Origin of the sequence: Arthrobacter sp. AOP36-C1-22 (assembly GCF_052377515.1) — a bacterium.
Lineage (GTDB): Bacteria > Actinomycetota > Actinomycetes > Actinomycetales > Micrococcaceae > Arthrobacter_H.
On record NZ_JBQSWW010000007.1, the window covers coordinates 1 to 19982 of the forward strand.

Sequence of the window (19982 nt, forward strand, 5' to 3'; positions counted from 1 at the left end):
ATCTAACTTACCCGGTGGCTGGATCCCGGTCAAATCGACCGTTTCTCCAACTTTTCGGAAGTCTGCACCGTCCCGTGGGCCTCTCCGTGGAGAAGTTTTATTGGCGACCGGCGCGGGAAATAACTATACCCATATCCTGCTGGTTCACCTAATCGGAGGCTTCCTCCCCGACTGGCCGCCCCAAGAACCCCGTGTTTCCGGGGTTCTTGGGGCCGGGTCAGCTGATGCTGCCGGGGACCAGGTAGATCACGCCCAACGGGGGCAGGTCCACGGTGGCCGAAACCGGCTGGCCGTCGTGGGCGGGGCCATCCGCCTCGAGCGTTCCGGGGTTGGCGACCCCGGAACCACCAAACTCCTCGGCATCTGTATTGAGCGCCTCGGTCCAGGCCCCGGCAGCCGGCAGGCCGAGTCGATAGCCGCTGTGGGGTTCGCCCGAGAAGTTCGCGACGCAGACCATCGCCTCGCCCTGCTCGTCCCGCCGGATGAAGCTCAGGGTGTTGCCCGCTGCCTCGTGGTCATTGATCCAGGCGAAGCCCGCCGGGTCGTGATCCAGTTCCCACAGTGCCGGCAGTTCCCGGTAGATTCCGTTCAGCGCCTTCACGGTCAGCTGGACCCCGCGGTGCTGGTGGGTATCGGCCACCCACCAGTCGAGCCCGTGCTGTTCGCTCCACTCCCCCTCCTGGGCGAATTCGGTGCCCATGAAGATCAGTTGCTTGCCCGGGTGGGCCCATTGGAAGGCCAGGTAGGCCCTGACCTGGGCGAGCTGGCGCCAGCGGTCACCGGGCATGCGGCGCAGCAGCGAGCCCTTCCCATGGACCACTTCATCGTGGCTGATCGGCAGCAGGAAGTTCTCCGTATAGGCGTAGGCCATGGAGAAGGTGATCTTGTTGTGGTGGTAGGAGCGATGGATCGGGTCCTCCGACATGTACTCCAGCGAGTCGTGCATCCAGCCCATGTTCCACTTCAGCCCGAAGCCGAGCCCACCTCCGCTGGTGTCGCCGGTGACCCCGGGGAAGGCCGTAGATTCCTCGGCGATCATCGCAATGCCGGGATTCAGCCGGTACGCCGTGGCGTTGAGCTCCTGCAGGAAGGCGATCGCTTCCAGGTTCTCCCGCCCGCCATGGATGTTGGGTTCCCATCCTCCGTCTTCGCGTGAATAGTCTAGATAGAGCATGGATGCCACGGCATCCACGCGCAGCCCGTCGATATGGAACTCGTCCATCCAGTACAGCGCGTTGGCCACCAGGAAGTTGCGGACCTCGTTGCGTCCGAAGTCGAAGACCAGGGTCCCCCAGTCGGGATGCTCCCCGCGGCGCGGATCGGGGTGCTCGTAGAGAGGCTGCCCATCCATCCGGGCCAGGGCCCATTCATCCTTGGGGAAATGGGCGGGAACCCAATCCATGATGATCCCGATACCCGCCTGGTGCAGCCGGTCCACGAAGTATCGGAAATCGTCGGGGTGGCCGAAGCGCGAGGTCGGGGCATAGTAGGAGGTCACCTGATAGCCCCAGGATCCTCCGAACGGGTGTTCGGCCACGGGCATCAGCTCCACATGGGTGAATCCCTGCCAGGTCACGTATTCGCTGAGCTGCTCGGCCATTTCGCGGTAGTCCAGTCCGGGGCGCCAGGAGCCCAGATGCACTTCATAGACGCTCATCGGGCCGGCATGCGGGTCGGTCTGGGCCCGGGACGCCATCCATTCGGCGTCCTGGAAGCCATAGGAGGATTCCACGACGACGGATCCGGTCAACGGAGGGATCTCGGTGTGCCGGGCCATCGGGTCGGCCTTCTGCCTCCAATGGCCGTCCTGGCCGAGGATCTCGAATTTGTAGATCGCCCCGGCGACGACCCCGGGGATGTAGAGCTCCCAGACCCCGGACCGTCCCAGCGAACGCATGGCGTTGCCGGTTCCGTCCCAGTCATTGAAGTCCCCGACCACCCGGACCGCCTGGGCGTTGGGGGCCCAGAGGGCGAACCCCGTGCCCTCGCAGTTGCCCATCACCGTGTGGTATCTGCGCACCCGGGCCCCGAGGACCTGCCAGAGGCGCTCATGGCGCCCCTCCCCGATGAGATGCAGGTCGATCTCCCCCAGCGTGGGCAGGTAGTGGTAGGCATCGTCGACCAACACCGGGGCAGACCCCGGATAGCCGACCTCGAGCCGGTAGTCGGGCACGGTCCCTTCGCGTCCCGTCGGAGGAGCCAACACCGCCACCCAGACGCCGTCGTACTCATGGGTCATCTCCCGGCGGTCGTTGTCGGTGACCAGGGTGACGGTGCTCGCAAGTTTGCGCAGGGTGCGCACGGTGATCGAGCCGTCGTTGCCCAGATGGGCCCCGAGGACTCCGTGGGGTGCATGGAAGCGGCCTTCGGCGACGGCTTCCAACACCTCGGCCGTGATCGGGCGGGGTGTCGAGGCGCCCTCCGCGGCACCGGGGGTTGCTGCGGCGCCTGTTTCGGCCCGCCGGGGTGAATCCGCTGGGTGCTGCATGGCTGAGAGGACCTCCTGGACCGCCGAGGCCGGTACCTGTTCCCAGGTCGGCCTGTTTTGCCGTTCGTACACGACTTCATAGAGGGCCTTGTCCAGCCAGAGGGCCAGAAAGAGCGGCGACTGGATGTCGACGGCCTCGCCCGTTTCCTCACGGTACCCCCTCAGGAACGCCTTGCGGGTCCGCGCCGACCATTGGCGGGCCGCCTGGTGGGCCGCCTCGGGAGCCGGGGCAGCGGTTGAGGAGGACACCTCGGGGTGGGTGGCCCGTCCCGCCGCGTAATCGAAGGACCGCAGCATGCCCACCACGTCGCGCAGCGCCACATCCGGCGCCCGCCGCTCCCCTGCACTGCGCAGAGGTTCGCCTTCGAAGTCCAGGACCACCCATCCGTGGTCTTCGGTGGCCAGGACCTGGCCCAGATGGAGGTCCCCGTGGATCCGCTGCAGCAACGGCAGCCGGCCCAGGGCGCCCAGTGATTCCAGGACCTCGCCGAACGCATCGGCCAGGGCCCCGTCGGCAGGGGCCGCCCGTTCCCACCCCCAGACGAGCCGGGCCCGCAGGGCCGCGATGAACGCCGCGGTTTCCGCCGCGCTGGCCACGGCGGTGGGGGCGACCTCGGTCAGTTGGTGGTGCAGACGGGCCACGGCCCGCCCGAGTTCGGCGGCCTCGGTGGTGAAATCCCGGTCGTCGAGGGCCGCGAGGCTGGCCAGCCGCCAGGCGTCGCGGGCCGCGTCGAAGAATTCACGCATGACGGACAGGGTTCCGCCGACCTCGGCCCCGCCGGCCGTCCACCGCCCGTCCAGCGTGGCCACGGTCCGGGGCACGTCCTGCGATCCGGCCTCCGAGAGCAAGGAGCCCAGTTCCACATCGGGGTTGGTCCCCGGCGACGGGACCCGGAAGAACTTGATGATGACCGGGCCGCGGGGCCCCTCAAGCACCACCGAGGTGTTGGATTGCTCCCCGTCCAGGACCCGCATCGGGGCCAGCTCCGGCCCCTGGCCGGGCGGGCTCTGGAGCATCAGGGCGGCCCAGTCGTTGACGAAGCCCTGATCCTGGGTTCCATCGTGGACCAGCCAGCTGCCCCCGGCCCGCAGGCCGGTCGTTTCCGGGGCCAGCGACCGGACGGCGTGATCGTCCAGGACCCCCAGGACGGGCGGCGGTTCCTGGGCGGGAGATCGCCGCAACACCACGGGGACCTGCACGACCGAAACATTATGAGTAGATGATTTATCGCCTGGTTGCCCGGTCTCCTCATCGGAGGTTCTGCTGGGGTGGATGGCCAGCAGGAGGCTGAGCATCAGGGCGTCGGGATCCGGCTGCGGGACCGGCTGCACCCCGACCACCGACAGCGTGAACGTCCCCCGGGGTGCCGGACACCACCGTTGCTCCCCCACCCAACCGGCCAGCGCACCGGTGATCTCGGCGTCGGACCTCATCGCCGCCGCCCCGGGTCGATGACCGGAAGCGTCGAGGTCGAGGTGGCATTGACGTCCGAGCGCACCGAGCGCAACCGCAACCAGTAGAACCCCTGCGAGCCCAAGGCCAGTGACAACCGCCCTTCGGGGGACACCGGAGGGAAGGGGGAGCCGCCGAAGATGTCCCGCAGGCCGCGCCCCGCATAGTCGGGCAGTTCCAGTTCGGTGGCCACCGGGTGTTGGGACAGGTTGTAGACGCAGAGCAGCGTCTCCATCTCCTGATCGGTCTCCTCGGGGGTGGATTTGTGGCCCCCCAGGTCCTCGGGGAAGCGCAGGAAGGCCAGCACGCTGGGGCTGGAGGCCGGGACGTTGCGGTAGTCCCCCAGGCCGAAGACCGGATGTTCGCGGCGCACCCCCAGGATCTGCCGCACCCAGTGCAGGAAGGACCCGCTGTGCTCGAGTTGCTGTTCGACGTTGATGCTCGTGTACCCGTAGACCAGGGATTGGACCACCGGAAGATAGAGCTGGCCGGGGTCGGCGACGGAGAACCCGGCATTGCGGTCGGGGTTCCATTGCATGGGGGTGCGCGAGGCGTCGCGGTCATCGAGCCAGATGTTGTCGCCCATCCCGATTTCGTCCCCGTAGTACAGGAACGGGCTGCCGGGCAGACCAAAGAGCAGGGCATGGATCAGTTCGAGTTCGGACCGCGAATTATCCAGCAACGGGGTCAGTCGGCGGCGGATGCCCACGTTGGCGCGCATCCGCGGGTCCGGGGCATACCAGCCGAGCATGGCTTCGCGTTCGGTGGGGGTCACCATTTCGAGCGTCAACTCGTCGTGGTTGCGCAGGAAGGTCCCCCATTGGGTGCCGGACGGGATGTCGGGGGTCTGGCCCAGGGCCTCGATGATCGGGGCGGCGACCTGGTCGCGGAGGGCATAGAACAGCCGCGGCATGATCGGGAAGTGGAAGCACATATGGCATTCCGGCTCCTCGGTCGTACCGAAGTATTCAACCACTTCCTGCGGCGCCTGGTTCGCCTCGGCGATGATGATGCGCCCGGGATACTCGGAATCCACGAGCTGTCTGAGCCGGCGCAGGAAGTCGTGCGTCGCCGGCAGGTTCTCGCAGTTGGTCCCCTCCTCCTCGAACAGGTAGGGGATCGCGTCGGCACGGAATCCGTCCACCCCCAGATCAAGCCAGAACCTCACGACGTCGAACATGGCCTCGTGCACCCGGGGGTTCTCGAAGTTCAGGTCCGGCTGGTGGTCGAAGAAGCGGTGCCAGTAGAACTGGCGGCGCACCGGGTCGAAGGCCCAGTTCGATTCCTCGGTGTCCACGAAGATGATGCGGGCCTCGGAGTACTTCTCGTCGGTATCGGACCAGACGTAGAAATCCCCGTATTCGCCTTCCGGGTCCCGGCGGGAGGCCTGGAACCACGGGTGTTCATCGGAGGTGTGGTTCATCGGCAGGTCGATGATGATGCGCAGCCCGCGCTCGTGCGCTTCGGCGACCAGGCGGCGGAAATCGCCGATGGTGCCGAATTCGTCAAGCACGTCGTAGTAGTCGGAGATGTCGTAGCCGCCGTCACGCAGCGGGGATTCGTAGAACGGGGGAACCCAGAGGCAATCCACCCCCAACCATTGCAGGTAGTCGAGCTTGTCGATCAACCCGGCGAAATCCCCGCTCCCGTCGCCGTTGGCGTCGGAGAAGGCCCGGACCAGCACCTCGTAGAACACCGACTTGCGATGCCATTGCGGATCATGGGTCAGACCCGGAACGTTGAGCTGGTACGGGTTGGCCATCAGGTGCCCCGGCGGATGTGCAGGATATGGGCCGGTTCCTGGTGCGGATCCAGCCGGACGTAGTTATGGGCCGACCACTTCCAGCTTCCCCCGGTGAGCAGGTCGTCCACGGTGAACCTACCGTCCTCGTCCAGGTCCTGCTCTCGCAGGTCCAGCGCCTCCAGGTCCAGGCTCACGGTGCATTCGCGGGCGCCATGGGGGTCCGTATTGACCACGATGATGAGGGTGTCGATCTCCTGGCCCTCTTCCTGTGGGGGCTCGACCGGCGCTGCCGCGGAGGTCCCCGGGGCGGGCAGGCCCACGGGGTGGGTCCGTCGGGATTTGGAATAGGCGATGGTGGCGTCGTCGCTGGTGGGGTGGATCACGAGGTTCTGCAATTCGCCCAAGGCCGGGTGGTCGGCGCGGATGGCGTTGAGCCGACGCAGGTAAGGGGCCAGGGAACGGCCCTCGACCTCGGCGCTGTCGAAGTCGCGGATCTTGTATTGGAACTTCTCATTGTCGATGTACTCCTCGGCTCCGGGCCGGGCGACGTGTTCATAGAGTTCGTATCCCGCGTAGACCCCCCAGAGCGGGGACGCCGTCGCGGCGAGGGCGGCCCGGATCCTGAAGGCCGCAGGTCCCCCGAACTGCAGGTACTCGGTGAGGATGTCGGGGGTGTTCACGAAGAAGTTCGGACGGAAGAACGCCGAGGTCCCGGTGGAGACCTGCGGGAGGTACTCCTCCAGCTCCTCCTTCGTGTTCCGCCAGGTGAAATACGTGTAGGACTGCTGGAACCCGGCCCGCCCCAACGCATGCATCATGGCCGGCCGGGTGAACGCCTCGGCCAGGAACACGGTGCCTGGGTGATCCTCGGTGACCTCGGCGATGAGCCACTCCCAGAACCCGACGGGTTTGGTATGGGGGTTGTCCACCCGGAAGATCCGCACCCCGCGTTCGATCCACACGGTGACGATGCGCAGCACCTCGGCGCTGAGACCCTGCGGGTCGTTGTCGAAGTTCAGCGGGTAGATGTCCTGGTATTTCTTCGGCGGGTTCTCGGCGTAGGCGATGCTCCCGTCGGCCCGGGTGGTGAACCATTCGGGGTGCTCAGCCACCCAGGGATGATCGGGAGAGGCCTGCAGGGCCAGATCCAGGGCCACTTCCAGCCCCAGTGCCTCGGCGCGTTCCACGAACGCGGCGAAATCGGCTTCCGTGCCCAGATCCGGGTGGATGGCGTCGTGGCCGCCGGCGGCGGAACCGATGGCCCAGGGTGAACCGGGGTCGTGGTCCCCTGCGGTCAACGTGTTGTTCGGGCCCTTCCTGAAGGTCCTGCCGATCGGGTGGATCGGCGGCAGGTAGATGACGTCGAAGCCCATCCCGGCCACCGCTTCCAGCCGGTCGGCGGCCGTGGCGAAGGTCCCCGAGGTGTAGGTCCCCGTGGCAGGGTCGAAGCGGGCCCCCTCGGAGCGGGGGAAGAATTCGTACCAGGCGCCCCGGCCGGCCAGGACGCGTTCGACCAGCAACGGGAACCGGCCGCTGCCGGTGACCATGCGCCGCAGCGGACGCTGGAACAGTTCGGCGCGGACCTCCCCGCTGGAGGCGGCGGCCATCCGGGTGGCGTCGGGCAACGAGGTATCGGCCGCGGTGGCCGCGGCGGTTTCCAGTATCCGGGCGTTCGGGGATGCGGCGGCGGCCTCGCGCAACAGCAACACCCCTTCGGCGAACATCAGTTCGGTGTCGAGGCCCGCGGCGACCTTGATTCCGGCGTCGTGCCACCAGGTGCCCAGCGGGTCGTCCCAGGCTTCGACCTCGAAAGTCCAGTCGCCCTCGGTGGTGGGGCGCAGGCTGCCGACCCATTCATCGAGCCCGGGGGCCCCGGGACGCATCCTCACGCGGTGGGCTTCGCGGTCCTGAGGGTCGTAGAGGACCGCCTCCACGGCGAGGGCGTCATGGCCTTCGCGGAAGGCCGTCGACCGGATCAGGACATCCTGGCCGGTGATGGCCTTCGCAGGGAACCGTCCGCCCTCGATGACCGGGAAGACGTCGGTAACGGGTATGCGGCCGAATCTGGACCTGCGCCTGATGCTCACGTCATAGACGCTAGTCAGTCCGGGCGGTAAAGCCAAGGACTCTGTGCCGCCCGCCGTCCTGTGGTGGCTGCCGCGGCGCAATATGACGGCCGGCCGTCCACATTGGCGACTTTCTAGGCTAGCGTTCAGCACGTGAAGGCCATTCGAGGTTTTACCGTCCATACCGTCCTGCCGGAGAAGATTTCCGGGCTGGAACGCCTTGCTGCGAATCTTCGGTGGTCGTGGCACCGACCCACCGCCGAGCTGTTCCGTGATCTCGACCCGCTCGGCTGGGAGGCCGTGGGGCAGAATCCGCGGGCCCTGTTGAGGCGTTTCGATCGGGCCGGACTGGCTCGCCTGGCCGACGATGCCCCGCTGGTGGCCCGGATCCGGGAGCAGGCCGGGGAACTCGAAGAGTATCTTCGGGCCCCGCGCTGGTATCAGGCCCTGGAATCCCCACCGCCGGCGGCCATCGCCTATTTCTCCCCCGAGTACGGGATCAGTGCCATGTTGCCGCAGTATTCGGGCGGCCTGGGGATCCTGGCCGGCGACCATCTCAAGGCGGCCAGCGATCTGGGGGTTCCGCTGGTGGCCGTCGGGCTGCTCTACCAGGCCGGCTATTTCAGGCAATCACTCTCCCGCGAAGCCTGGCAGCAGGAAACCTACCCGGTCCTGGAACCGGCGGGGCTGCCCCTGTCCGTCGTGCGTGAGGCCGACGGCTCCGAGGTGACGGTGACCCTGCCCTTGCCCGACGGCCGGCAGTTGCACGCCCGGATCTGGCGGGCCGATGTCGGCCGCGTGCCGTTGCTCCTGTTGGATTCGAACGTCCCGGCCAACGACGAGGCGGCCCGGGCCATCACCGACCGGCTGTACGGCGGAGGCGGGGACTACCGGTTGCAGCAGGAACTGCTCCTGGGCATGGGCGGGGTCAAGGCCCTGCGCGCCCATGCGCGTCTGACCGGGACGGCCGCCCCCGAGGTCTTCCACACCAATGAAGGCCATGCGGGATTCCTGGGCATCGAACGCCTCCGCGAACTGATGGGTGACGGCCTCGATTTCGAGACGGCCTTGGCCGCGGTGCGGGCCAGCACCCTGTTCACCACCCATACCCCGGTCCCGGCGGGGATCGACCGGTTCGAGGCCGACCGGGTCGCCCGTTTCCTGGACGCGGGCCTGGCCCCCGGGGTGCCGACGGCTTCGGTGCTGGCCCTCGGCTCAGATACGGCGTTGGGCGGTGGGCAGGACGTCTTCAACATGGCCGCCATGGGTTTGCGGTTGGCCCAACGGGCCAATGGGGTCTCGAAGTTGCATGGGCAGGTCTCCCGCGACATGTTCTCGGGTCTGTACCCCGGATTCGAGGCGGAAGAGACACCGATCGGGTCGATCACCAACGGCGTCCACGAATCCACCTGGGTCGATCCGCGGATCACCCGGCTCACCGCAGCCCGGCAGTTCACCGACGAGGAGCTGTGGGCGGTGCGCCGGGAACTGCGCGTCCAACTCATCGAGGAGGTCCGGGCCCGGCTGAAGGCCTCCTGGCTCGACCGTGGTGCCGGTGCCGCGGAGCTGGGATGGACCGATGCGGTGCTGGATCCCGACGTGCTGACCCTGGGCTTCGCCCGCCGGGTGCCGACCTATAAGCGCCTGACCCTCATGTTGCGCGATCCGGCCCGCCTGAAGGCTGCCCTGCTGCATCCGACCCGGCCCATCCAACTGGTCATCGCCGGCAAATCGCATCCGGCCGACGAGGCCGGAAAGCAGATGATCCAGGAACTCGTGCAGTTCACCGACGATCCCGAGGTCCGCCACCGGATCGTCTTTTTGCCCAACTACGACATGGCCATGGCCGGGACGCTCTTCCCCGGCTGCGATGTCTGGTTGAACAACCCGTTGCGCCCGCTCGAAGCGTGCGGCACCTCGGGGATGAAGGCCGCGCTGAACGGCGGGCTGAACCTCTCGGTCCTGGACGGCTGGTGGGACGAGATGTACGACGGCGACAACGGCTGGGCCATTCCCACGGCGCCCGAGGGCTCCGCGGCCGAGGACCGCGACGATTTCGAGGCCACCGCACTGTACGAGCTGATCGAGGCCACCGTGGCCCCGCGTTTCTACGCCCACCAGCCCGGGCAGTCCGTCGACGATGGTTCGGCCCCCGGTCACGGGCCGGTGCCGCGGAAGTGGTTGGCGATGATCCGCCATACCCTGGCGAGCCTGGGACCGCAGGTCTCGGCCGAACGCATGGTCCGGGACTATGTGGAGACCCTGTACCTGCCGGCGGCCCGTTCGGGGCGCGTTGCCGGGGCCGAGGACTTCGCCGGGGCCCGTTCGGTGGCTTCCTTCATCCGGGAGGTCACCGCCGCCTGGCCGGAGGTTGTCATCGAACACGTCGAGGCTCCGGGGCTGGGACCCGACCCCTCCCTGGGGGATGTCTTCCGGCTCGAGGCCTACCTGCGGCTCGGCGGGCTCTCTCCCGCGGCGGTGCAGGTCGAGGCCGTCCAGGGTCGAATCGACGCCGACGGCCAGCTGACCGAGTCCACGAGGCACCCCTTGGAGGTGGCCGGGGATCTGGGCCACGGCCGGTTCCGCTTCCGGGGCAGCTGGTCCCTGGAGCGCGCCGGTGAATTCGGGTACGCGGTCCGGGTGGTTCCGGGACACCCGTTGCTGGCCTCGTCCGCCGAACTGGGGCTGGTGGCCACTACGGGGTAGTGGTCCCCCGGCTCCGGGGCGCCTCACAGCGATAGATGCTGATCGTATTGGCTTCCACGGTGTCCTGGTCCCCGGCGGTGAAGACGGTGCCCTGGCGTGACCGCAGGCCCGTCCCGGTGCCGTAGCGCAGTTCGAAGGTCGTTTCGGCGGCTTCGGAGGGGCGGAAATCCTTCAGGGAGTCCGCGGCGGGAAGGCGGATCCCCTGATCGTCCAGATGCCCGTTGAACACGACCAGCCCGTCGATGCTGCCCGAGGCGGAACCCATCAGCAGTTGCACCAGCCGGGTGCCGCCGTCGGTCCACTCCTCCTGGCGCATGGGCACGCCCTCGGCGTTGAGCCACAGCAGGTAGGAGCTCTCGGCGATGGTCGGATAGACGAACGGCTGATGCTGCAGGAATTCCTTGCGGATCCGGGAGAAGGCCTTGGTGCGGCGCAGGATCTTCTCGCCGAAGTCATCCGGGTCCCAGTCCAACCAGGACAGTTCGTTGTCCTGGCAGTAGGCGTTGTTGTTGCCCCGCTGCGTCTTGCCGAACTCGTCACCCGCGGTGATCATCGGGACCCCCAGCGAGAGCAGCAGCGTACCCATGACATTCGAGGCCGTCTGCAGGCGGGCCTCGTCGATGGTTTCGTCGGCGCTCATGCCCTCGATGCCGTGGTTGTAGCTGCGGTTATCGTCGGACCCGTCCCGGTTGGATTCGCCGTTGGCCTCATTATGTTTGCGGTCGTGGCTGACCAGGTCCCGCAGTGTGAAACCGTCGTGGGCGGTGACCAGGTTGATCGACGCCAGCGGGCCCCTCCCCGAGGCGGCAAAGGTCTCCCGGGAGCCCGCCAGCACGCTGGCCAGCCGGGCGACGTTCGGCGCCTGTCCTCCGCCGTCGAGGGCCCCGCGGCCGGCGACCCAGAATTCCCTGACCGTGTCGCGGTATCCGTCGTTCCAGTCGGCGAAGTCCGCGTTGAAGCGGCCGGTCTGCCAGCCGTCGTAGCCCACATCCCACGGTTCGGCGATCAGCTTCACGCGCGAAAGTAACGGATCGGTGGACAGGGCCTCCAGGAACGGGTGGTGCGGGGTGAAACGGTTCTCCTCGTCACGGCCCAGGGTGACCGCCAGATCGAAGCGGAAACCGTCGATATGGTAGTCGGCCACCCAGTGCCGCAGCGAGGCCAGGGCCATCTCGATCACCGGCAGAGTGGAGAAGTCCAGGGTGTTCCCGCACCCGGTGGTGTCCACATAGTTGCCTGCGTCGTCGTGCCGGTAGTAGGCCAGGTTCCCCAGCCCCCGCCACGAATACGTCTTCTGGTCGGCCCCGCCTTCGGCGGTGTGGTTGTAGACGACGTCCAGGATGACTTCCAGCCCCGCCTGGTGCAGCAGCCGGATCATGCCCTTGAGCTCGTCACGGACCGCGGCCGGTCCTGCCTCACGGGCGGCGGCGCTGGCATAGTCGGGGTGCGGGGCGAAGAAGCCCAGGGTGTTGTATCCCCAGTAGTTGGGCAGCCCGAGCTCCTGGAGGTGGGGTTCGTCCAGGTGGAAGTGGATCGGCAGCAGTTCCACCGCCGTGACGCCCAGGGACAACAGGTGGTCGATGACGGAAGGGTGGGCCATCCCGGCATAGGTGCCGCGCAGTTCCTCCGGCACCTCGGGGTGCAGCATGGACTGCCCGCGCACATGGGCTTCGTAGATGACGGTGTTGCGCCAGGGAACCATCGGCGGGGCGTCCCCGCCCCAGTCGAAGTCTTCGCTGACGTGGACCCCCCACAGGACCCCGTCGTCGTCCTCGGTGATGGCGCGGGCGTAGGGATCCAGCAGGAGCTGCCCGTCCTGCGGCAGCTCGGCCCCGTGGGCCCAGAAGGCATAGCTGGCGCCGGGGCGCAGGCCCTTGACCAGACCATGATGCGTCTGTCCGGTATGCCCGGTCAGCACGGTGAGGACCGGTTGCCCCGAGGGGTCCGTGTAATGGACGTCCACGGAATCCAGGTCCGGGGCGAAGACGGCGACGTTCACGGCGTCGTCCACCGTTTCGCCCCCCGGGCCCGGAACCGCCGCGGAGATCCCGGAGATCACGGCCGTGGATCCACCCGTCGGGGGGTCCAGGCGTGTGCTTCCGGCCTCGGGATTGTGCTTCATCTGCTCGTCCAGCTCAGTCGTTGCGCAGGCGCGCGATCTCGTAGAGCGTGATACCCACCGCCATGGAGGCGTTCAGCGATTCCATCGCGGATTCGATGGGGATCGAAACGATCTGGTCGCAGTTCTCCTTCACCAGACGCGACAGGCCCTTGCCCTCGGATCCGACGACGATGCACAGCGGTTCGGTGGCCAACGGCAGGCCGGTCAGGTCCACGTCCCCGTCCCCGTCGAGTCCGACGACATACACCCCGGCCTGCTTCATGGCCTTGAGCGTGTTCGTCAGGTTGGTGGCGCGGGCCACGGGGACCCGGGCCGCTGCCCCGGCGCTGGTCTTCCATGCCGAGGCGGTCAGTCCGGCGGAACGGCGTTCCGGGACGATGACCGCGTGGGCGCCGAAGGCCGAGGCCGACCGGATGATGGCCCCGAGGTTGCGCGGATCGGTGATCCCGTCCAGGGCGATGAACAGCGGGGTGTTGGCCAGATGGCCCTTGGCCACCTTCGCCAGTGTCGCCTTCACCGTTTCCAGTGCGTCCGGGTAGTCGTAGGGAGGCACCTGCAGGGCCAGGCCCTGGTGGATGGATTCGTCGGTCATCCGGTCCAGCTCGGGTTTGCCGGTTTCCATGACGGCCAGTCCCCGGTCGGCGGCCAGCTTCAGGATCTCCCGCACCCGGTCGTCCACATCGATGCGGATGGCCAGGTAGAGCGCCTTGGCCGGGATGTCGGCGCGCAGCGCCTCGAGCACCGAGTTGCGTCCGCTGACCATTTCCTCGGCGTTCCTGCTGCGGCCACCGCCGCGGCCGGCGGGGCGTTGGCGGGTCGCGCCGGGCTTGGCCGCCGCCCGCTCGGCGAGCTGGCGGCTGCGGTAGGCCTGATGGTAGGTCCGCTCCTCGGCCTTGGGCGTGGGGCCCTTGCCTTCGAGTGACTTGCGGCCGTGGCCGCCGGTGCCCACGGTGGGGCCCTTCTTCTTCTTCGGTGCGCCGCCGTGACGCTTGGGTGTTGCCATGGGATGAAATCCTCGATGTTGGTGGGGTCGGGGTCCGCGCGGTCGCAATACCCGCCAACCTTCCATTTTACAGGTGGAACGGCAGGTTTTTGACGAACCCTATTTCAGCGTCCACCGGGCCCCGTCCGCGGAGTCCTCGACCACGACGCCGGCGGCGGACAACGTATCGCGGATGGTGTCCGCCCTCGCCCAGTCCTTGGAGGCGCGGGCCTGGTCGCGTTCGGCCAGTTGGGCCCGCACCAGATCGTCCAGGACGGCATTGCCGGGGACGGCCCCGTCGCCGGCGCCGACGGCGTCGTCGAGCCCGAGCGTGGAGGTCATGGCCATGACCTGTTGCAGCGCCCGGTCGGCGGTGGACAGATCATTATCGGCCAACGCCGTGTTCCCCGCCCGGACCACCTCGTGCAGTGCGGCGAGGGCCTGCGGGACGTTGAGGTCCTCGTCCATGGCCGCGGCGAAATCGTCGGTGACCGCGAAATGCTCCAGCTCCAGGTCGAAGTCGGCCCCGGCGTCGACCGCGTAGAGACGGTGCAGCGCGTGGGAGACGAAGCTGTCGATGCGTTCCAGGGCCGCACCGGCTTCCTGCAGCGAGCTGGGCTTGTAGTCCAGCTGTGAACGGTAGTGGGCCTGGCCCAGGAAGTAGCGGACCACGCGGGCCGGAGCCTGCTCGAGCATCTCCTCGGGGGAGATGGTGTTGCCGATCGATTTCGACATCTTCTCCCCCTCGTAGGTGACCATCCCGTTGTGCATCCAGAAGTTCGCGAAACCGTCGCCGGCCGCCGTGGACTGGGCCAGTTCGTTTTCGTGGTGCGGGAAGCGCAGGTCCAGGCCGCCGCCATGGATGTCGAAGGAGGCCCCCAGGTATTTGCGGGCCATGGCCGAGCATTCCAGGTGCCAGCCGGGGCGTCCGCGACCCCACGGGCCGGGCCAGGAGGCGCTGGCCGGGTCGGTGGATTTGCTGCCTTTCCACAACGCGAAGTCGCGGGGGTCGCGTTTACCGCGCGGGTCGGCATCGGCGGCGTCCTGCAGGTCCTCGAGCCGTTGCCGGGTCAGGGCCCCGTAGTCGGGGAAGGACCTCACGTCGAAGTAGACGTCGCCGGAATCGTCGTCCGCGGGGTAGGCGTGCCCGGCGTCGATGAGGCGGGTGATGAGTTCATGCATTTCGGTCACATGGCCGGTGGCCCGCGGTTCGTAGGTGGGCCTGCGGACACCGAGTCCGTCGTAGGCCCGGGTGAAGGCCTGCTCGAACCGGTAGGCCAGGGCGAACCATTCCTCCTCGGGGAGGTAGTGGTCGTCTCCCTCGAAGTCCCCGGCGAAGGAGGCGGCTGACTTGTCGAGGATCTTGTCGTCGATGTCGGTGACGTTGCGGACCACATCGACCCGCAGGCCGCGGTATTCGAGCCAGCGCACGAGGATGTCGAAGGCGATGGCCGACCGGACGTGCCCGACATGCGGGACGCCCTGGACCGTGGCACCGCAGTAGTAGAGGCCCACCCGTCCCGGTGTCAGCGGGACGAAGTCGCGGACCTGTGCTTGCCTGGTGTCATAAAAACGGATGCTCACCGCACCAGATTAGCTGACGGGCGGGTGGACCAATGCCGTGGCGTAGACGGTCAGCCCCTCACCGGCCCCCTCGTAGCCGAGCCCGTCCGAGGTGGTGGCGGTGACGGTGATGCTGGCCCCTGCCGCCGCGGAGAGCACCGCGTTGGCCTCTTCGCGGCGTGCGGCGAATTTGGGTCGCCGGGAGACGAACTGGATGGAGACGTTGCCGATCTCCCAGCCCGCCTGACGCACCAGCCGGGCCGCTTCGGCCAGCAGTCGGGGGCCTGAGGCGCCGGCGAATTCCGGCCGGTCGGTCCCGAAATGGGTGCCCAGGTCCCCGATCCCTGCGGCGGAGAACAGGGCATCGCAGGCGGCGTGGGCCACGGCGTCGCCGTCCGAGTGGCCGCTGAGCCCGCGTTCGCCGGGCCAGTGGAGCCCGGCCAGCCGGAGTTCGCGCGTCCCGGTCTCGTCGAAGGCGTGCACATCCACACCGATGCCGGTGCGCGGGATGAGGGGGCGGGGGGTCATGGCTGCTCCTGGGAGGGGGTCGACGGGGTGCGGCTGGCCAGCAGGGCCTCGGCCAGTAGGAGGTCCAGCCCGGTGGTGATCTTGAAGGCGTCGGCGGCCCCGGGGACCACGAGCACCTCCGATCCAGTGGCTTCCATCAACCGGGCATCATCGGTGATCGCTTCGGCTTCGGCCGCGCCCAGCGTCGCGGCCCCGGCATGGGCGGCGTCCAGGGCCCTGGCGTCGAAGCCCTGGGGGGTCTGGATGGCGCGCAGCCCCGAGCGGTCGGGGGTTCCGGTGACCCGGTGGGCCCCGGGGATCCCGGCGGTTGCCGGGGCCTTCGGGTCGATCGATTTGATGGTGTCGGATACGGCGACACCGGGGACGACGGCGGTGGCCCCCGCGGCGAGGGCCGCGGCGACCCGGACGAAGACGTCGGCAGGGGTCAGGCAGCGGGCGGCGTCGTGGACCAGCACGTGGTCGACGTCGCCCAGTTCCGCCAGGCCGGCCCGGACGGAGTCGTTGCGTGAGGAGCCGCCCGTCGCCGTGGACAGCGGAATAGCCGCCTTCCGGGCGGCCTCCGCGCAGAGCTCGAGCAGCCGCTCCTCCCCCGGCGGGAGCACCACGACCATTTCGTGGGCGGTCCGGGAGGTCAGGGCGGCCCGGAGGGCGTGTTCGAGCAAGGTCGTCCCGGCCACTTCGACCAGGGCCTTGGGGATCCCGTGGCCCAGCCGGGTGCCGGAGCCGGCGGCCACGAGGATGATGCCGACACGGGGCCCGGTGGAGGTGGTTGCAGTCACGGGTCCAGCTTAGCGGCGGGCAGCAGAAAGGCCCGTCCACCCGGGTGGGTGGACGGGCCTTTCGACGTACGTGGACGGCCGTGCTGGACGGCCTTCCCTTAGGAGGCCAGCACCTCGTCGAGGACGATTTCCGCCTTCTCCTCATCGAGCTTCTTGGCCAGGGCCAATTCGCTGATCAGGATCTGGCGCGCCTTCGCGAGCATGCGCTTTTCGCCGGCCGAAAGTCCGCGGTCGTTGTCCCGGCGCCACAGGTCGCGTACGACCTCCGCCACCTTGACGACGTCCCCGGAGGCCAACTTCTCCAAGTTGGCCTTATAACGGCGGGACCAGTTCGTCGGTTCCTCCGTGAATTCGGCACGTAGGACATCAAATACGTGATCCAGGCCTTCCTGATCAACGACGTCCCTCACGCCGACCAGGTCTACATTCTCTGCCGGAACCTCGATTGTCAGATCGCCTTGCGCCACCTTGAGCTTGAGATACATCTTCTCTTCGCCCTTGATGGTGCGCATTTTGATCTCTTCGATCTTCGCCGCACCGTGGTGAGGGTAAACAACCGTCTCGCCAACCTCAAAAACCATCTGGATAAACCCCTTTCCCACCATCAAGTTTACCATGAAATACCCCTGCCCTCGGCGAGTTGCCGGTCTTCCTCGGGAAAGGGGACCATAATCAGCCCTTGTCATTTCGGGGATTGATGTTATGTGCGCGCGGTCGGCCGCGGTCCGCTTTAAAACAGGGTTGCTTCATCCGGGGTGCGGCCGAGTCATACTTTTGCTGCGATACCGATTAGGCTGGGGCCAACGCTTATTCACGCCCTGACGCGGGATCACTCGTCCGCAGGGGTGCGACAACACCAGAGATGAACCTTATAGAGGAGTTTGTGCCGTGATCACCGCACAGAAGTTCCGCGGCCGCCGAACCGCATCCGTTGCTGCCGCCGCCCTGCTGGCGGTCGGCCTGACCGGTTGTGGCGCAGTGAACCAGCAAGCCACCACGATGCACTACGCGGCCTCGGATGGCATCGTCTTCGACGTCGCCGATGTCGAGGTGCGCAACCTGCTGCTGGTCACCAACACCGCCGATGAGCCGGCCCGCGCCATCGGCAGCCTGATCAACGACACCTCCGAGCCCGCTTCGGTTGAGCTGGTGGTCGACGGTACCTCCACCAAGATCAAGGTTCCGGCGAAGACTTCGCTCAAGCTCGAGGACGACGAGAACAAGACCGTCATCCCCCAGGCCGGCGCCGAACCCGGATCCCATGTGGACGCCACCCTGAAGGTCGGCTCCAACAGCGTCCAGGAATCGATCCCCGTGGTCAACGGTGCCCTGCCCGAGTACCGCCCGTTCCTTCCGGAGGGCTACAACAAGGACACGGTCAAGCATCTGGAGCCCACCAAGCCGATTCTCGACAGCGAGTAATCCTCCACCACGGCTGGAGATGGCCGGGGCCCGTGGAAGTTCTTCCACGGGCCCCGGCCATTGCTCTCTGGTCCTGCTGCCGGGGCGCCCCGGCAGCTGCTCAGGACTCGAACTTATAGCCCAGCCCGCGCACCGTCACCAGATGCACCGGGGCCGCGGAGTCGGGTTCGATCTTTGAGCGCAGCCGTTTGACGTGCACATCGAGCGTCTTGGTGTCCCCGACGTAGTCCGAGCCCCAGACCCGGTCGATCAGCTGGCCCCGGGTGAGCACGCGCCCGGCATTGCGCAGCAGCATCTCCAAGAGCTCGAACTCCTTCAACGGGAACGACACCGCCTCGCCGTGCACGCTGACGGTATGCCGTTCCACATCCATCCGCACCGGCCCGGCCTGGATGGTGGAGGCCACCAGTTCCTCCGGTTCGCCCTGCCGGCGCAGCACGGCCCGGATCCGCGCAATCAGCTCCCGCGCCGAATAGGGTTTGGTCACGTAGTCGTCGGCGCCGATCTCCAGACCCACGACCTTGTCGATTTCCGCGTCCTTGGCCGTCAGCATGATCACCGGGACCGATGAGCGCTGGCGCAGCTGCCGGCAGACCTCGGTGCCGGATTGGCCCGGGAGCATGAGGTCCAGCAGGACCAGATCGGCCCCGTTGCGGTCGAATTCGGTGACGGCATCGAGGCCGTTGTCGACGACCTGGATCTCGAATCCCTCCTTGGTCAGCAGGTATTCCAGCGGGTCGCTGAGCGACTCCTCGTCTTCGACCACCAGGATGCGGGTCAAGTTCGGTCTCCTTCTGCAATCGCCCGGCGCGCCTCGGCGTCGCCGGTCGGATGGTCGGTGGCGGTCTCCACGCCCGGGGTCGGCCCCTGGTCGCGTGCCGCCCCGTGGGCGTCTTCGTGCCGGGGCATGCGCACCGTGAAGGTGGAGCCCTGCCCCGGGCGGGACCACAGCGTGACTTCGCCGCCGTGGTTGGAAATGACGTGCTTGACGATGCTCAGTCCCAGGCCGGTGCCGCCGGTCTGGCGCGAGCGGGCGGCATCGACGCGGTAGAAGCGCTCAAAGATGCGTTCCTGTTCCTCGGGGGCGATGCCGGGGCCCTGGTCGGTCACCGAAACCTGCACCAGCCCGTCGCGGGAGCGCACGCCCACCCCGACGTTGGTGCCCTCGGGCGAATAGCGGATGGCGTTGTCGATGAGGTTGCGGAAGGCGGTCATCAGCAGATCACGCTCCCCGAAGATCCGGTCCCGGGTCTCCCCGCCGACGGTGATCGTGATGGCCTTGCCCTCGGCGGTGAGCCGGTTGCGGTCCACGGCTTCGGCCACGATCCGGTTCACATCCACCGGTTGGCCCTGCAGGACGACGTCGGTGCCCTGCAGGCGGGACAGTTCGATGATGTCCTGCACCAGGGCCGCGAGCCGATGGGCTTCCTTATACAGCCGGGTGGAAAAGCGTTTGACCGCCACTTCGTCATCCGCGGCCCCGTCGATGGCCTCGGAGAGCAGCTGGATGGCCCCCACCGGCGTCTTCAACTCGTGGGAGACGTTGGCGACGAAGTCATTGCGGATGGCCTCGGTGCGGGTGATCTCGGTCCGGTCGTCGGCCAGCAACAGGATGTATTCCTCGCCCAGCGGAGCCACGCGCACATGCACCACGATCGTCCCCTGGCCCAGCGGGCCCAGGGGCAGTTCGAACTGGCGTTCCTCGATGACCCCGTCCGAACGCACCCTGCGGGCCAGGGCCAGCAGTTCCGCATGGACCACGGTGTGCCCGCGGACCAGCCCGTAGGCATAGGCGGCCGGATTGGCCCGGACGACCCCGTCGATGTCATCGACCACGACGAAGGCCCGTCCGACGACGGAGAGGATCTCCGCGGCGCCGTCGGGCAGTGTCGGCTCTCCGACGTCGGTCACCGCCTCGCGCTGCAGGCGGCTGTAACGGTAGGCCAACAGACCCACGACGCCCAGCGCCAGCCCCACGAGCCCGGCGATCACTATGATCAGTGCATCATCCACGATCCCACCCTAACCGGGCCGCTGTCCGGCTCCTGCCCCTCGGGACGGGCCCCGGCGCCCATTCACCGAATGTTCATGCGCGAGGGCCCGGAGGTTAACGTTGGGGTGGCAGTGTT

Annotated in this window: 13 protein-coding genes; 2 read left to right on the forward strand and 11 right to left on the reverse strand. The window is 67.7% G+C overall.

Features of this window, described 5'->3' with window-relative positions; translation table 11 throughout:
- Positions 1-217: 217 nt before the first annotated feature.
- From glgB to ACT3S6_RS05670, 3 genes are read right to left on the reverse strand one after another with little or no spacing between them, the layout of a single operon-like run.
- On the reverse strand, positions 218-3922 hold the full coding sequence (gene glgB / locus ACT3S6_RS05660) for a 1,4-alpha-glucan branching protein GlgB (protein WP_444554137.1): 3705 nt from the start codon (positions 3920-3922) through the stop codon (positions 218-220).
- Positions 3919-5703 (reverse strand): maltose alpha-D-glucosyltransferase, encoded by a 1785-nt coding sequence (gene treS / locus ACT3S6_RS05665; protein ID WP_444554138.1) that lies wholly within the window; start codon positions 5701-5703, stop codon positions 3919-3921. Before treS ends, glgB begins: the two co-directional genes overlap by 4 nt.
- The gene (locus ACT3S6_RS05670) at positions 5703-7772 is read right to left on the reverse strand and encodes an alpha-1,4-glucan--maltose-1-phosphate maltosyltransferase (protein ID WP_444554139.1); all 2070 of its coding nucleotides are present in this window, start codon (positions 7770-7772) and stop codon (positions 5703-5705) included. Before ACT3S6_RS05670 ends, treS begins: the two co-directional genes overlap by 1 nt.
- Positions 7773-7904: 132 nt before the next feature.
- On the opposite strand from ACT3S6_RS05670, the gene glgP reads away from it, so the two are divergent.
- Positions 7905-10457 carry an alpha-glucan family phosphorylase gene (gene glgP, locus ACT3S6_RS05675; RefSeq protein ID WP_444554140.1) on the forward strand — a complete coding sequence of 851 codons (2553 nt, stop codon included), beginning with the start codon at positions 7905-7907 and terminating at the stop codon, positions 10455-10457.
- On the opposite strand, the gene glgX is transcribed toward glgP, so the two are convergent.
- From glgX to ACT3S6_RS05705, 6 genes are all read right to left on the reverse strand, one after another.
- On the reverse strand, positions 10447-12579 hold the full coding sequence (gene glgX, locus ACT3S6_RS05680) for a glycogen debranching protein GlgX (RefSeq protein WP_444554141.1): 2133 nt from the start codon (positions 12577-12579) through the stop codon (positions 10447-10449). The two genes, glgP and glgX, sit on opposite strands and share 11 nt — an antisense overlap.
- A gap of 13 nt (positions 12580-12592) precedes the next feature.
- Positions 12593-13582 (reverse strand): 23S rRNA (guanosine(2251)-2'-O)-methyltransferase RlmB, encoded by a 990-nt coding sequence (gene rlmB, locus ACT3S6_RS05685; RefSeq protein WP_444554142.1) that lies wholly within the window; start codon positions 13580-13582, stop codon positions 12593-12595.
- Between the two features lie 99 nt (positions 13583-13681).
- A complete protein-coding gene (cysS, locus tag ACT3S6_RS05690) occupies positions 13682-15145 on the reverse strand; it encodes a cysteine--tRNA ligase (protein WP_444554143.1) in 1464 nt (487 codons plus the stop codon).
- 9 nt (positions 15146-15154) lie between these two features.
- A complete protein-coding gene (gene ispF / locus ACT3S6_RS05695) occupies positions 15155-15652 on the reverse strand; it encodes a 2-C-methyl-D-erythritol 2,4-cyclodiphosphate synthase (protein WP_444554144.1) in 498 nt (165 codons plus the stop codon).
- Positions 15649-16431, reverse strand: a complete 783-nt coding sequence (ispD, locus tag ACT3S6_RS05700; protein ID WP_444554145.1) for a 2-C-methyl-D-erythritol 4-phosphate cytidylyltransferase — start codon at positions 16429-16431, stop codon at positions 15649-15651. The genes ispF and ispD overlap by 4 nt, the downstream gene beginning before the upstream one ends.
- Before the next feature lie 98 nt (positions 16432-16529).
- On the reverse strand, positions 16530-17012 hold the full coding sequence (locus ACT3S6_RS05705) for a CarD family transcriptional regulator (protein WP_086995109.1): 483 nt from the start codon (positions 17010-17012) through the stop codon (positions 16530-16532).
- A 307-nt stretch (positions 17013-17319) separates the two neighbouring features.
- Between ACT3S6_RS05705 and ACT3S6_RS05710 the strand changes: the two genes are divergently transcribed.
- Entirely contained in the window at positions 17320-17853 is a 534-nt protein-coding gene (locus ACT3S6_RS05710; RefSeq protein WP_444554146.1) for a hypothetical protein, read from the forward strand.
- Positions 17854-17953: 100 nt separating this feature from the next.
- Here the strand turns inward: ACT3S6_RS05710 and ACT3S6_RS05715 are convergent, their stop codons facing one another.
- Both ACT3S6_RS05715 and ACT3S6_RS05720 read right to left on the reverse strand, forming a co-directional pair.
- A complete protein-coding gene (locus ACT3S6_RS05715; RefSeq protein WP_444554147.1) occupies positions 17954-18634 on the reverse strand; it encodes a response regulator in 681 nt (226 codons plus the stop codon).
- On the reverse strand, positions 18631-19866 hold the full coding sequence (locus ACT3S6_RS05720; protein ID WP_444554148.1) for a sensor histidine kinase: 1236 nt from the start codon (positions 19864-19866) through the stop codon (positions 18631-18633). Before ACT3S6_RS05720 ends, ACT3S6_RS05715 begins: the two co-directional genes overlap by 4 nt.
- Positions 19867-19982 lie beyond the last annotated feature (116 nt).

What these genes read in the sequence shown, in the direction of transcription:
- glgB (WP_444554137.1), bottom strand. Translation starts at nt 3,922, where the DNA reads ATGAGGTCCGACGCCGAGATCACCGGTGCGCTGGCCGGTTGGGTGGGG.
- treS (WP_444554138.1), bottom strand. Translation starts at nt 5,703, where the DNA reads ATGGCCAACCCGTACCAGCTCAACGTTCCGGGTCTGACCCATGATCCG.
- glgX (WP_444554141.1), bottom strand. Translation starts at nt 12,579, where the DNA reads ATGAAGCACAATCCCGAGGCCGGAAGCACACGCCTGGACCCCCCGACG.
- rlmB (WP_444554142.1), bottom strand. Translation starts at nt 13,582, where the DNA reads ATGGCAACACCCAAGCGTCACGGCGGCGCACCGAAGAAGAAGAAGGGC.
- ispF (WP_444554144.1), bottom strand. Translation starts at nt 15,652, where the DNA reads ATGACCCCCCGCCCCCTCATCCCGCGCACCGGCATCGGTGTGGATGTG.
- ACT3S6_RS05705 (WP_086995109.1), bottom strand. Translation starts at nt 17,012, where the DNA reads ATGGTTTTTGAGGTTGGCGAGACGGTTGTTTACCCTCACCACGGTGCG.